This is a genomic window from Paenibacillus sp. 01T47, from assembly GCF_056398245.1.
The window spans coordinates 87,994-101,394 of the sequence record NZ_JBFTPA010000004.1 but is presented as its reverse complement, the minus strand read 5'-3'; the positions used below and the strand labels follow the sequence as shown (position 1 = coordinate 101,394).

Sequence of the window (13,401 nt, the reverse complement as noted above, 5' to 3'; positions counted from 1 at the left end):
AATGCCACAAATGCTACATCTATTATTATAGGCATGTGTCAATCAGACTAGCAAACACTATACGATAGCAAATAGAGGATATTTAGCGGATTATTACAGAAGGAATGATGCAATTTTTAATCAGAGGCCATATATCACGAGGTTTGCTGACGATTTTGGAAGCTATGGATACTATCAAATCTTTGGCCGGAATGCAAACAATAGCATTGCCTCCATCACCCATTGCCATATATGCATAATTCCCATCCTCTTCATGCAGCCACCACAAATAACCGTATTTGTTCGCATTCATTGCGATCGACTCATCATGCCACGTTTTGGAGACGATCTGTTTATCCTCCCAAATACCGTCATTTAAATATAGAAATCCAAAACGCGCCATGTCTCTGAGCGTTAGACAAAGCCCCCAACCCCCTGTCGAATTCCCGTTAGGGTCATGAATCCATCCTTTTAGGTTTTTCCCAAAAACATCTTCGATACCAAACGATTTCATTTGGCGATCAGCAATGATTTTCATCCCAATTGGCCCAAACAACAGCTCATTTGCAAACTCACGAGCGCTTTTACCTGTCGTGCGTGTCAAAATAACCGACAGCAGATGTGCACCCGCAGTACAATACTGAAACTCGCCCATTCGCCCTTTTTGTCCTAATAGGTCAAGCATATATTTGGTCCAATCCTTTTGCCTCCGCAGTCTGTCCAGCGGCTCCCGCACTCCCCCTCCTGGTTTCCATGTAAAAGGAAATGGCGCCGTCATCGTGAGAAGCTGCCGGATCGTTACCGCCCGCTTCTGAATGTCGCTGGCAACGGAAACATATTCGGGAAAGAAATCCAGTACCTTTTCGTCTACACTTTTGATAAATCCTTTGTCTATAGCGATGCCGATGAGAGCAGATGTCACACTTTTCGTAACCGAAGCTACATGATGGGTATCACTAGCCACAAAACTGTTTTCATACTTTTCAAAGGCGATATACCCCTTATGCACAACAACAATACCATTTAGATTGTTATATTGGGTTTTAATTAAATGGTTAAGTTCGGAAAACTTCTCCGTGTCCATGCCAAGAGCTGCTGGCTCCCTCGTCCGCCACTCTGTTGTTGGCCAATAATCTCTTTGCATTATAGATACCTCCCGGTTAAGGACTTTGGATTTCCTTTCAGCACATCGGGTGAACCTTCTGCAATAATATAACCTCCTTCTGGGCCGCCGCCAAGTCCAAGTTCTATCATCCAGTCGCAGGAAGCGAGAACAGCCGGGTTATGCTCAATGACGATTACTGAATTCCCATTTGCTATAAGCTCGTCTAACAATTCAATGAGCTTTGCGGTATCATACAGACTAAGACCAGTGGTAGGCTCATCCAGTATATACAGGGTATTCCCTTTCCGTCTTCGGCCAATCTCTTTAGCGAGTTTTATTCTTTGCGCTTCACCGCCGCTTAAAGTGGGAGTGGGCTGACCCAGTTTTAAGTATCCGAGCCCCATTCGATCCATTACTTTCAAAGCTGTCACAATCACCTTGTTACCTTCAAAGAAAACAACCGCTTCCGAGACGCTCAGTTCTAAGATGTCAAAAATATTTTTACCTTTGTATTCGACCGATAACGTGTCATGGTTAAACCTTTTCCCATAGCATGCTGTGCATGGTTTTTCTATTTTCAAATTGCCGCCCAGCCAGATTGCCGTATGTCCACTGCCGCAGCATTCCGAACAAGCACCTTTCGAGTTGAATGAGAAGTGGCCTGAAATAAAATTCCGCTTCACGGCTGCCGGCTGTTTGGCAAACAGGCTGCGAATTTTATCCCAAATGCCTATATATGATGCAGGATTGGAGCTCGAGCTCCTGCCTATAGGTGCCTGTGATATTTCGGCGTATCCACAAATATGCTCCAAGCCCTCCAACCTGTCCGCAGCCATTTGAGTCATCATTGCTTCTACCTCATTGCCCATTTCGGTTTCTTCGTTGCTATCCTGCTTATTACGAAAATGGTTTTTCAGGAGAGGGAGCAGCGTATTTGAAATCAGCGAGCTTTTGCCACTTCCCGACATACCTGCAATCCCGACCATTACACCTAAAGGAATAGCTGCTGTCACATCCTTGAGGTTGTTCGTTTTGGCATGTCGAATGGTCAGACAAGGTACTGTTTCAATACACGGATGTTTAGATCTGGACGGCATGGTCATTTTGCCTGAAAGATATTGGCCAGTGATAGACTCTTTGCACTCGAGCAATCCTTCTAAATCACCCTCATAAATAACCTCTCCACCTTCAATACCCGCCATGGGTCCTATGTCAATAATGTGCTCCGCTATTTTGATTGCATTACTATGGTGCTCTACTACAATCACCGTGTTGCCCAGGTCTTTGAGTTCTTGTATAAATTTTAAAACATCCAATTTTTCAAACTCATGCAGTCCTGCAGTAGGTTCGTCGAGAACATAGATCATTGAATCCATTTTTGCATCCAAATGTGAATGCAGAAATAATCGCTGTATTTCTCCACCACTCAAAGTTGGCATTTCTCTGTAAAGGGACAGATGGCCGAGGCGTGCTTTAATCAAGTTATTCGTTTTAAGCAATATTTCTTGCAGCAGGTTTTTACCCATCATCGTGAACGTGTTTTGCTGGCGCAAATCTTCAAGTAATTCATTCACTTCTGAGATTGTCATCCGCCCAAGTTGACCAATATGCTTCCCATTTAACAGCACCGCCCTTGCCTCTTCACCCACTCTAAATCCATGGCACTCGGAACATACAATATTAGCATACACACCATTTAACGGTTCTCCTCTATGAAGGCGAGTATGAAATATGTTCGTTAAACAGGCGCTGCGTTTTTCAGAATTGCCGTTTGCATAATGCCCATAGATGATTTCTCCCCTTACTTCTTCTGGCAGCTGTAAGAAAGGAATAGCTAAATATGAATGGAACTTCCTTTGAAATAATCGCAAATAACCAGGAGTTAAGCCGACTCCATCAAGAACCTGCTCCAAAGTCATACGGCTATCTGAAACAAGTTTTTCCATGTCAACTTCAAAACACGATCCTCGCCCAGAGCACTTGATACACATTCCATTTGGAGAAAGGTTGGAAAAATAACTTGGCGACAATCGCTCCTCCCTATTCCCGCATTCTAAGCAGAATAGGTTGTCATTCACAGCTGTTCCGCAGGTGGAGCAACGGATCAACCCTTCTCCAGCATAGAGCAGTGCCAGCCTATTCATAATATTGGTCTTTGAGCCTACGGTTGAGCGCGTGTTGCTTTGACGGATCGTATTTTGCTGCACGGCTATGGCTGGGCTTAAACCTTGTATACTATCGAATTTGTCTTCATTATCAAGCCCAGCAACAATACCTAAGGATTGCAAGTATTGCTTGCGTCCTTCCTCAAAAATAATATCGAACACAAGGCTGGATTTGCCTGATCCGCTGACGCCAGTTGCTGCCACCAGCTTGTTTTTTGGAATTGAAATGTCTATGTTCTTGAGGTTATGCACTCGTGCCCCTTTTATCGTTATGTTTTTCTGCTCCATCTCATCGCCCCTTATTCTAGATTTGACTATGCAAGAGGTCCTATCGGCAAATAAATATCTACGACATGTTTTATTTGTGGGTTTGGGTCTGGTTCGCTGACATATACTTCAAAACTTGAGGTGTCACGAGGAAGATAACCGCTTTGGGGCAGCCATTCGCCGCATAAATAGTCCCAAGCTTCACTATACTCATTTTGGTATATTTCAAAATGACCTACAGCGTATTTGCCGGAAGGTATAATCATGATTCCGACATCACTATCCCCTTTTTCGATGACCTTGGCAGCACTGCTTGGGATTGTCACACAAAGGCTGGTTCTTCTATGATGATCCTCTGTAATTTCCGGATGATCATGATAGATCGTCAACACTTTTATGCTGCTCGAATCGATGAAGTTCCATTTGCTTAAATAAGCGAACAGCTGTCGCAGGAGTGATTCAAAAACAAGCTTTAATTGTTCATAGCTGCCAAGATGTCTCACATAGGCAACATTCATCTCGCCAATCGTCTCAATGGTTACCTTTCCTTTTACCTTATTTTCATCATCCTTTTTTGTCATTTTCAGCATACTTTCATGATAAGGAGATATTTTTATCAAGTCTTTGCAATTCTTGCGATATTGATTTCTATAATAGCTCGGGCTTACACCATAATAATTTTTAAACGCCCGTGAAAAAATCGCAGTATCCGTAAAACCAAATTGATAAGCAATTGCCGTAACTGTCATATCTGGCCGATGAATGAGAAAATTTAGTGCTTTCTCCAGCTTCACTCGGTTTACGTATTGCAGCAATGATTCATTCACGATCCCTTTAAAAATTTTATGAAAGTGATACTTTGAAAACCCGGCAATGGAAGCAAGCTCATCTAGTGAAAGAGAATCACATACATTTGCTTCTATATAATCCTGCACTTTATGAATGCGACGCAAATACTCTTTTTTACTTTGAGAAATTGTCATATATGATCCCTCCGCACCTTCAGGAGCAACATTACTCCATTACAGAATACAGAATAACATATGTTAAAATATGTTTTTCCAAAAACGAATTCAATAATGTATTACATTTGTGTATTGTTCTGGCATCTGATGAAGTTTAGAATGAATAAAACTTCAAGAGAAGCGAGTGAGGACTAAAATGAAAATGTGGATTGAAAAATGGAAACACCTTTTAGGCATTCTTTCCATTCCTCTTCAGGGGTTTATTTATATGGGGATTGCCAGCAATATTGGACCAGACATTATTTTGGATTATTTTTGGATAGATACTTTAATTCCTTTTGTAAAATGGTTTATCTTCCCCTATATAAGCTGGATGCCTGTTTTATATCTAAGCTTTTTGTATCTAGCTATTAAACATCGCCGTATTTATTGGCGTACTCTATTGATCTATAATATTTCCGTCATGGCGTGCAATGTTGTTTTCTGGTTTTTTGCTACCCTTGTACCTCGGCCCGATGTTGATGGCGCTGACTTGGCAAGCAGGCTTGTTAATTTTATTTACGAGTCTGACGCACCCTTTAACTGTTTTCCAAGTGTCCACTGCTTAACGAGTTATTTGCTATTCATAACTTTGAAACGTGAATTAGTTGTCAAACTGTCTGTTAGAGTCTTTATGTACATTTTGTTGTGGCTTATTATCATTTCCACTGTCTTCACTAAGCAGCATGCACTCATTGATGTATTTGGGGGAATTCTCTTCGCTGAAGTGACATACCAGATTGTCCATTATATCTCATCTCGAAATCAGCGGCGTGACAAGCTGGCTACTACAAGTATGTAGCAATGGACTTATGATCATTACAAAGGGCTGGAAAGTCGAGGTAACAAAAGGGAGGACCATCTCAGAAATCAGAATTGGGCTTAACTGGAAAACTTACATAATGGGGAGTAGGTTTCCTGCAAACTTGCTTCCTCCAAAGAAGACCGTTCCCCTATTATGTATAGGAAAACGGCCGCCGCTTAATTTACTATTTTACTACTTCTTCCCGTTCTCCCCAAGTCGTCACTCTGACGCTAACTAGAGGCTTCGGATCGCCTTCGAATTTACAACTGAATGATAGCGGCTGTCCACCCGCTCTTACGATTGGCGCATCGGCGGAAGCATGAATGGTTCTTAGCAGATTCCAGTTCTGATCGTAAACTTTACCGATTCTGTCACCTTCACAAACGAGATATTGATTCACGAAAATTTCTGTATCAAACGTCATATAAACACCGTTCGTATAAAAAGTTGGACGTTTAATCGAAGCATCATCGTTACCATATGAAGGAATGACACGCAGCGTAAATTTAAGCGGTTGATCCGCATATCGGTTGAAATGCGTCCAATCTGCTCCCCCTGGCTGACCTGGCTGCAGCTCCGCCGGGTTGCAAACGAGCGGTTTTGAGATATGGACAGGGTATAAATTCCACTTCCCTTCACCTGAAGCTTCCAAATGCCAGTCGCTTTTCGGGTCCTTCAACCGTTCCCGTTGTTCGGATGTGAAGGCGCCGGCTTGTCTTGCTGTCTCCCACTCGCGCACGGATGTGAATACCGACTCGATGTTACCGTTTCGCCCAAGCACCTGCATATCCGCAACTAAAGCAAAACCAGCGTTGAAACCTGCCGCTTTCGATAATACCCACTCTATTTCATCAGGTGACGTCGCTTCGAACTGATCGGAAGCAGAACGAACAAGAAACCATCCAAGCATTGACGGAATGAAGTTACGGGCAAAATACCGCTGGTTGGTAAGCCGCCATTCAAGCTGCCCTTCACGTGTTGCAGCACCCCAAGGCTCGCCCCAGTTGAACCTTGTGAATACATGCCACAAATAGTTCGGAACGACAATGCTAGCATCGTTAATAACTTCTTCTCCCCAACCGTCATAACACATTTTCACAAAACGATTCACTCCATACCCGTCATGACCTGTTGCATAGCAGCCTTCCAAACCATCAAATGATATTTGCTTCAAGCCCGTTTTCATAAATAGATCGTTGATACGGACGCAATATTCGTCCTGCAGCTCAATGTTCGGGAAAAATACATCGTAAGGGTGATCCCATAGTCGACCTATAATCGTACCACTTTCATGCGTCGCGATGGTTGTTCCATTTGCTCCACGCTTAACGCCTGTCAGCTTCCAAGGCGCACTTTCTGTAACTCCATCATATTCTATTTGTTCACTTCCGATTTGTGCTGTATGCCGGAACAAATGTAGTTGAAACGGCGCGGGATCATCAACCTCGATACAATCTGCTTCTAAGTCAACCGTTGCAACTAATCGCGACATGCCTGCCATTTGCAGCCTTTCATCCGGCACTGGCGTTACATAGGAATCATTTAATGTCGTAAAGTTGGATAGTGTATGCACGCCGACATGAACACCCTCACCTTCTGCCATTGCCACAGAAGACTTTAAACCCTCATCCCCATTCGGGAAGCTTTTTGGCTTCAGAGTGAAATGTCCCCAATTGATGAATGGATCGGGATGATACACGTATTTGAGACCAGCCATTTTTGTAAAACGTACAGCTTCGGACATTGTAGATTCGGAGAAATCCGTAATCAGGTAGGATTGGTTTGCCATAGGCGATATTTTACCCCAGACCCCTTCAATCATAGGATGAGGCAGTCCTTCTCCAATCTCAATCGCTTCAATCGTCTCAAGCACATGCTGTAACTCACAACCGAACAAAGCAATACTTGTTCCAACAATAGATGCGTCATCCCCACTAATAGGCGCTACATGAACATCTGGTAAATTCCATGCTGGACGACGAAAGCTCTTCAACCGATTTCTGGCAAATGCCTGCAGCAGGCTTCCTTCGCTTGTCGGCCATGCTGCGCAAACATCATACTCAAATTTACTATCGGATATTTGCGGACTGTCAGGATCCGGCTTTACGTTCCCGTTGTCCGAATAACTTTGCTGCACATTTTCCAATCGATCGAGCTCGATCGGCCACCCTCCGACAGTCTTGATATTCAATGCCTGAAGGCCGATCGCGAAATGTCCATTATGAACGACACCTACCGATTCACCGATCGAACCGGCAACCGTTGTCATATACGGTCCCCATATGACTCCATCCACATCGGCGCCTTCAATACGCTGAATCTCAAATGTCGCATACTGCGATTCTTCTGCTATCAATACATCGACCACAGCACCGCTATCTGCAAATTCAAATGTTATTAGCCCCAGTACCGCGTTGAAAGATGCCTTCGAAGGCACTTCCATTCGACCATCGATCACAATGCGTATAAGCACAGTAGTTTGCGAAGTTGATGCATACGCATGATCCCTGCTATCGTTCATAGCTGTGATTTGACCTTTTTCGTTCAACTGCAATTTTAAGGCACCAGCGTTTATGGTATACATAGTTCTCCTATCTCCCTGCTGCATAATTTTTCATTTAAGCGCATTCTTAGATCGATAACTATCTTTTCAAAATGATTATCATTTTAAATTGTCGTCATATACTTGTTGCGCTTCGTTTAACACATCATTGCCGCCCATCTTTTTCCATTCAGCTACAAAACTATCGAATTCGCTCAGCGGTTTGCGACCCGTAATAAAATCTATAAAATTTTGCAGTGTATACTGTTTCAACTTATCTTGCGTTTCATTGTAGATGGGCTTGTTGAATGGTGCTAGAATATCAATATTTCTCGTTCCCTTGGCACGTGTATCCTTCGCAAGCTGACGCAGACTTTCTTCAGATGTATATGACGTTTGAAAATCGTAGTCATTGAATGAGCCTGCCATCGAGTAACCGCCAAGCCCTATTTTTTTGCGTTCTTTCTCGTCTGTATATGGAGCGATGAATTCAACCGTTCCTTTGTCGCTCTTATTCCAATGGACACCTTTCTCTCCAAAGTTCATTTTTTCATAAATTTCCGGATCAAATTGGCTAGCTTCGAAAATTTGCATGTATTTAATCAGTTTTTCCTGGTCTTTTTCTAAATGCTTACCGAACATAACACCCGATGCAAATGCTGGGTTGTACTGTGATATGCCGTATTTCCCATCGGGTCCCTTAATTCCGCCTTCAATAGCAAAATTAAAGCCCGGGTACTTCTTAGCCAGCTTGTCATACCACTGTTCTCCACCAAGGAATGCGTTGCCCGGCAAGAACGCCCACCAATAATATTCAATCGCTCCTATTTTGTCCGTAAGCACTTTGTCTTCAACATTATTACCTTTATTAACGACAAATTCGGGATCAATCAATTCATTTTTATACCAGCGGTTCAGAACTTCAAGCGCTTGCTTCGCGCCTGGTTCAATTTCTCCACGGACGATTACTCCATCTTTCTCACGGAATATATTAGGATAAGCATCATATGCGCCAAACACGGAGCTGAAAATAGATTCGATATTTTCACCTGCTGCAGTGATGCCATACGTATCTTTTTTGCCATTGCCGTCAGGATCCTCGTTCCGGAATTTCGTCAATGCAGCTTCCATCTCATCAAGCGTTTCCGGTGTTTTTGTTATGCCTACTTTTTTCAACCAATCTTCACGAAAACCAAGCTGTATACCATCGATACCAATATCCCAGATGACCGGTAATCCATAGATTTTTCCATCTCTTCTTATATACTTAAATGGATCTTCCCCAAGGTAACGTTTAAGCCACTCCGTATATTTCGGCATATTTTGTTCAATTAATTGTTGCGGAATTTCAGCGGCAACATCCTGTTGGAGAAATTTATCGTAATCCGTAAACGATGGCTCTTTCCACCAATCTGGAATTTCACCAGAGGATATAAGAAGGTTCAGTTTTTCTTTCATCGCTTCCCTGGTTGATGCAATACTTTCCAAATCGACGTTGTACTTCTCTTTCAGTGCATTTAATCCTACAGAGTCTGTCGTTTGATTCTCATCTAAATTCCAAAACATCAATTTCATTTTTTTATTCGTTGCTTCTCCACTGACTGCCGATTGTTTATTCCCATTATCAGTCTGATTACCCGAAGAATCATTTTTGCCGCATCCCGCCATGATCGACATCAGCATGACTGCGGACAGCCCTCCTAGCAATATACGCTTTTTCATCATTTCAACCAGCCCTCTCTGTTTATGAAATATTATCTATTAGGGGGGTTACCCTTTAATAGCACCAATCATAACGCCTTTGACAAAATACTTTTGGATAAATGGATAAACGACCAGCATTGGAATGATCGAGAACATGACAACCGTGGCTTGCAGCTGTCTTCCCGAAAACTCTGTTGTTTTACCGATATTTTGAATGACGCTGTTAATATCCGCCATGTTGTTCTGGATAATAATTTTGCGTAAAACAATCTGCAGTACTTGCTTATTAGGATCTGAAATGTAGATCATGCTGTCAAACCATGCATTCCAGTGACCCACACCTACCCATAAAGCAATCGTAGCCAGAACTGGCTTCGATAATGGTATGACGATCTGAGTAAATATCCGCAAGTAACCTGCACCATCCACACGTGCCGATTCTTCCAGTTCTTCCGGAATCGAACGAAAAAAATTTCGCATAATCAACACGTTAAACGCACCTATCATACCTGGAATAACAAGCGACCAAATCGTATCAAGCATATTCAGCTCCTTAATAAGCAGATACGAAGGAATCGTCCCCCCAGCAAACAACATCGTGAACAAAATCATGCTTGTAAACGATCGGTTGAAGGGAAGGTCTTTTTTTGCTAATGGATAGGCGGTTATGGCTGTGAAAAATATAGATAATATAACACCCAGCGCGGTTCGAATAATCGTATTCCAGTATCCCGTCCATAGCGCATCGAACTTAAAGGCCAGCTTGTAGCTCTCGAACGTGAGCTGTGTCGGCAACCATATGAAGCCTGATGAATAGGCAGCACTGTCTGCTCCTGCGCCATCTAAAGAAATCACGACCTGCGTCCAAAAGGGATACAATGTGATAAAGATAATACCTGCCAGAATGAGATACAAAAAGACGTCGACTATTTTGTCTGCCGTTGATTTTTTTATGTTAATCATCGTTCTCGCTCCCTCGTCTAATTAAGAAAATTACCATATGGCATGCTCCTTGCCGCCGATCCATTTCACTATCTTATTTACGATAACGATCAGGATCAAAGCAACCACGGATTTGAACAATCCAACGGCCGTCGCGTAGCTATAGTTCATCTCAATTAAACCTTTACGATACACATAAGTATCGATTATGTCTGAAACGTTATACACTTTGACATTATACATATTGAATATTTGATCAAAACCCGCATCCAAAATACCGGACATTGATAAAATAAGCATAATGGCTATAACGGGCGCAAGCATTGGTATAGATATATAAACCATCCGTTTAAACCGGCCAGCTCCGTCGAGTACAGCAGCTTCGTACAACTGCGGATCGATACTCGAAATGGCTGCGAAATAGATAATTGAACCCCATCCGAAACCTTGGAAAATACTCGTCGCCACAAGTATGGTGCGGAAGTAGCGATCATCCGCCAAGAATAACATCGGATCGCCGCCTAATAGTTTTACAATGCCATTGATAGGACCGTCCAAGGAAAACAACGTAAAAAATATCCCAGCCATGACAACCCATGATATAAAATGAGGTAAATAGGACACAGTCTGAGCTAACCTCTTGAATTTCATATTAGAAATCTCACTCAATAACAATGCAAAAATGATGGGTACCGGGAAACCAAACACCAGCTTGCTTAAACTGATAATTAATGTATTTTTCAACACAGTGTAGAAATACGTGTCGTTCATGATCTTTTCGAAATGATGAAGTCCAGCCCATGGACTTCCGATGATGCCCTGTGTAATTTTAAAATCTTTGAATGCCAACAATACGCCGTACATGGGGAGATAATGAAATAGAATGTAATAGACAACTGCCGGAATCATCATAATCAGCAGCACACGGTATTGTTTATATTTTTTTATCTTCTCCCTCCTCAGCACCTGTTTCGTGCTAATTGCCCTAATCGTATCGCTCATTGCTTATCTCCTCCTTTTTGTAAGCGGTTCCATTGTGCTAAAGAGAATATATCATAGGAAAGTTATTTAATAATTATCAAATATTTTAGAAATGATGCAGTTTATTACGGAGTTAAAAAAACCCGTCCGGCTAGCCGGCGGGCGAAGTTGAATTTGGGAGAATAAGTTGTTTATACTGTGGAACTATACAAGCTTTGTGGAATAACGATGGTCATAACTGTACCATAGCCAAGTCGACTTTGGATGGAGATGCCGTATTTAGTGCCGAACCGCAGTTGCAGACGCTCGTTGACATTTTTGAGGCCATATCCTGTCGATTGCATCGTAAGTATCGTATCGATCATCTCCTTCTCCATACCTGGACCGTTGTCTTCAATCGCGAAATTGACCGTCCCTTTACCAAGCCAGGCACTAACATACAGTAGACCCTTTCCATTATTTTTCTGTTTGATACCATGCTTGATTGCATTTTCTGCGAGCGGTTGAAGAATTAAATTTATTGTTGAATAATCGTTAACCTCCTCATCGATCTTATAAACCACATCGAAGCTATAATCACCCATAACCTGAATAATCTCAATATAGGATTTGATATTTTCCAATTCGTTACGCACAGTAATAATATTGTTGCCTTGATTAAGAGCCGTCCGATAAAATTTCGACATCGATGTAACGACATGACTAATTTCCGGCGCATCGTTTTTGAGCGCCTTCCAATTGATGAATGAGAGCGTATTGTATAGAAAGTGAGGATTGATTTGCGATTGCAGCGCTTTCAGCTCTGCCTCTTTCTGAATGATTTTACTTCGATAGGTTTCATCGATCTGTTCATTAAGCCGATTAAGCATCTTGCCGAACCGATTAGTCAATTCGCCGATTTCATCCCTGGCCTCACTTTGAACCTGTAAATCCAATTCTCCCCATTCGACCCGCTTCATTATCGCATTAAGTGAGAATATCCGTTTGATAAATGTTTTGGAAAAGATCGAAATAATGATCAGCAAGCTGACAATACAAGCAAGGATCACGATTAGCGTCGCATTAATGATTGAACCTGCGTTATGGGACACAAGCGCTGCGGGTACGAAACAATAGACCGTCCAATTAGCCTGCACGATCTTCTTCTTGACAAGAAACATTTCCGTTTGACCGATGCGTACCGTCCCCTCATTCATTTTCGTCATTTCTTTGAAGTCGAAGGCAATCAACTTTGCACTTTGATTTGCATATACGATGCGGTTATTGTCATCAGAGATAATGACAGCATACTCCTGATCGAGATCGGTAATGTTTTTGAAGAAACTGTTCTCATTAATTCGCATATAGACCATATTCGTATTGGGCTCTTTTGGATTTTTTGGGAATTTATGAATGACAAACAGTTCGTTATCCTCATATTTCCATAGCGGTTCTATCCCCTTCATAGCTTCGTTGTACCATGGCTTCTCATTAACCCTTTTATATGAGACTACTGAATCGCCGAATTCCGGAACAGTGCTTTGCGTGTAAAAGGTTATTTTCTCAATGTCCTTGTCAAGGTTCATCATCATGATAAAATACGGATCCAAGAAATCTTTCAAATCCCGTGAAAGATTGACTAAGTCGATATAATCGTTGGCTACAATCTTCTGAAACATCTTCGTGAATACGATCGATCGAATCGCATGATTGTAGCGTTCAACCGAATTGTCAATATTCTGAGTAACGGTATTCACATTCTTATCAATCCCTTGCAGTGCCTGCAATTTGAGCATGTCCTTTGATTGATTGTAGGCGTATATGCCAAGCACCATAATAGGAATGATAATAACAATTAAATAAGAAAGAAATAGTTTTTGATTAAACCGTAAACGATTGAACAAACCATAGATCAGCCGTTTCATCGT

At 42.1% G+C, this 13,401-nt stretch carries 9 protein-coding genes; 1 reads left to right on the top strand and 8 read right to left on the bottom strand.

Going from position 1 to position 13,401, the window contains the following annotated elements; genetic code table 11:
• Positions 1-82 precede the first annotated feature (82 nt).
• From AC1DOV_RS10405 to AC1DOV_RS10395, 3 genes are read right to left on the bottom strand one after another with little or no spacing between them, the layout of a single operon-like run.
• Complete coding sequence (locus AC1DOV_RS10405; protein ID WP_477549858.1) at positions 83-1,123, bottom strand: serine hydrolase domain-containing protein; 1,041 nt, start codon at positions 1,121-1,123, stop codon at positions 83-85.
• Entirely contained in the window at positions 1,123-3,537 is a 2,415-nt protein-coding gene (locus AC1DOV_RS10400; RefSeq protein ID WP_477549857.1) for an excinuclease ABC subunit UvrA, read from the bottom strand. The genes AC1DOV_RS10405 and AC1DOV_RS10400 overlap by 1 nt, the downstream gene beginning before the upstream one ends.
• A 26-nt stretch (positions 3,538-3,563) precedes the next feature.
• Positions 3,564-4,499, bottom strand: coding sequence for an AraC family transcriptional regulator (locus AC1DOV_RS10395; RefSeq protein WP_477549856.1), 936 nt, complete (start codon positions 4,497-4,499; stop codon positions 3,564-3,566).
• A gap of 178 nt (positions 4,500-4,677) precedes the next feature.
• Here AC1DOV_RS10395 and AC1DOV_RS10390 point away from each other — a divergent pair, with 178 nt between their 5' ends.
• On the top strand, positions 4,678-5,322 hold the full coding sequence (locus AC1DOV_RS10390; protein WP_441880905.1) for a phosphatase PAP2 family protein: 645 nt from the start codon (positions 4,678-4,680) through the stop codon (positions 5,320-5,322).
• 187 nt (positions 5,323-5,509) lie between these two features.
• On the opposite strand, the gene AC1DOV_RS10385 is transcribed toward AC1DOV_RS10390, so the two are convergent.
• From AC1DOV_RS10385 to AC1DOV_RS10365, 5 genes are all read right to left on the bottom strand, one after another.
• A complete protein-coding gene (locus tag AC1DOV_RS10385) occupies positions 5,510-7,909 on the bottom strand; it encodes a hypothetical protein (RefSeq protein ID WP_477549855.1) in 2,400 nt (799 codons plus the stop codon).
• Between the two features lie 78 nt (positions 7,910-7,987).
• The gene (locus AC1DOV_RS10380; RefSeq protein ID WP_477549854.1) at positions 7,988-9,592 is read right to left on the bottom strand and encodes an extracellular solute-binding protein; all 1,605 of its coding nucleotides are present in this window, start codon (positions 9,590-9,592) and stop codon (positions 7,988-7,990) included.
• Positions 9,593-9,637: 45 nt separating this feature from the next.
• Positions 9,638-10,534 (bottom strand): carbohydrate ABC transporter permease, encoded by an 897-nt coding sequence (locus AC1DOV_RS10375; RefSeq protein WP_076271526.1) that lies wholly within the window; start codon positions 10,532-10,534, stop codon positions 9,638-9,640.
• 30 nt (positions 10,535-10,564) lie between these two features.
• Positions 10,565-11,515 (bottom strand): ABC transporter permease, encoded by a 951-nt coding sequence (locus AC1DOV_RS10370; protein ID WP_339203897.1) that lies wholly within the window; start codon positions 11,513-11,515, stop codon positions 10,565-10,567.
• A 170-nt stretch (positions 11,516-11,685) separates the two neighbouring features.
• Entirely contained in the window at positions 11,686-13,398 is a 1,713-nt protein-coding gene (locus AC1DOV_RS10365) for a sensor histidine kinase (RefSeq protein WP_477549853.1), read from the bottom strand.
• Between the last annotated feature and the right edge of the window lie 3 nt (positions 13,399-13,401).

What these genes read in the sequence shown, in the direction of transcription:
- AC1DOV_RS10405 (WP_477549858.1), bottom strand. Translation starts at nt 1,123, where the DNA reads ATGCAAAGAGATTATTGGCCAACAACAGAGTGGCGGACGAGGGAGCCA.
- AC1DOV_RS10400 (WP_477549857.1), bottom strand. Translation starts at nt 3,537, where the DNA reads ATGGAGCAGAAAAACATAACGATAAAAGGGGCACGAGTGCATAACCTC.
- AC1DOV_RS10395 (WP_477549856.1), bottom strand. Translation starts at nt 4,499, where the DNA reads ATGACAATTTCTCAAAGTAAAAAAGAGTATTTGCGTCGCATTCATAAA.
- AC1DOV_RS10390 (WP_441880905.1), top strand. Translation starts at nt 4,678, where the DNA reads ATGAAAATGTGGATTGAAAAATGGAAACACCTTTTAGGCATTCTTTCC.
- AC1DOV_RS10385 (WP_477549855.1), bottom strand. Translation starts at nt 7,909, where the DNA reads ATGTATACCATAAACGCTGGTGCCTTAAAATTGCAGTTGAACGAAAAA.
- AC1DOV_RS10380 (WP_477549854.1), bottom strand. Translation starts at nt 9,592, where the DNA reads ATGATGAAAAAGCGTATATTGCTAGGAGGGCTGTCCGCAGTCATGCTG.
- AC1DOV_RS10375 (WP_076271526.1), bottom strand. Translation starts at nt 10,534, where the DNA reads ATGATTAACATAAAAAAATCAACGGCAGACAAAATAGTCGACGTCTTT.
- AC1DOV_RS10370 (WP_339203897.1), bottom strand. Translation starts at nt 11,515, where the DNA reads ATGAGCGATACGATTAGGGCAATTAGCACGAAACAGGTGCTGAGGAGG.
- AC1DOV_RS10365 (WP_477549853.1), bottom strand. Translation starts at nt 13,398, where the DNA reads ATGAAACGGCTGATCTATGGTTTGTTCAATCGTTTACGGTTTAATCAA.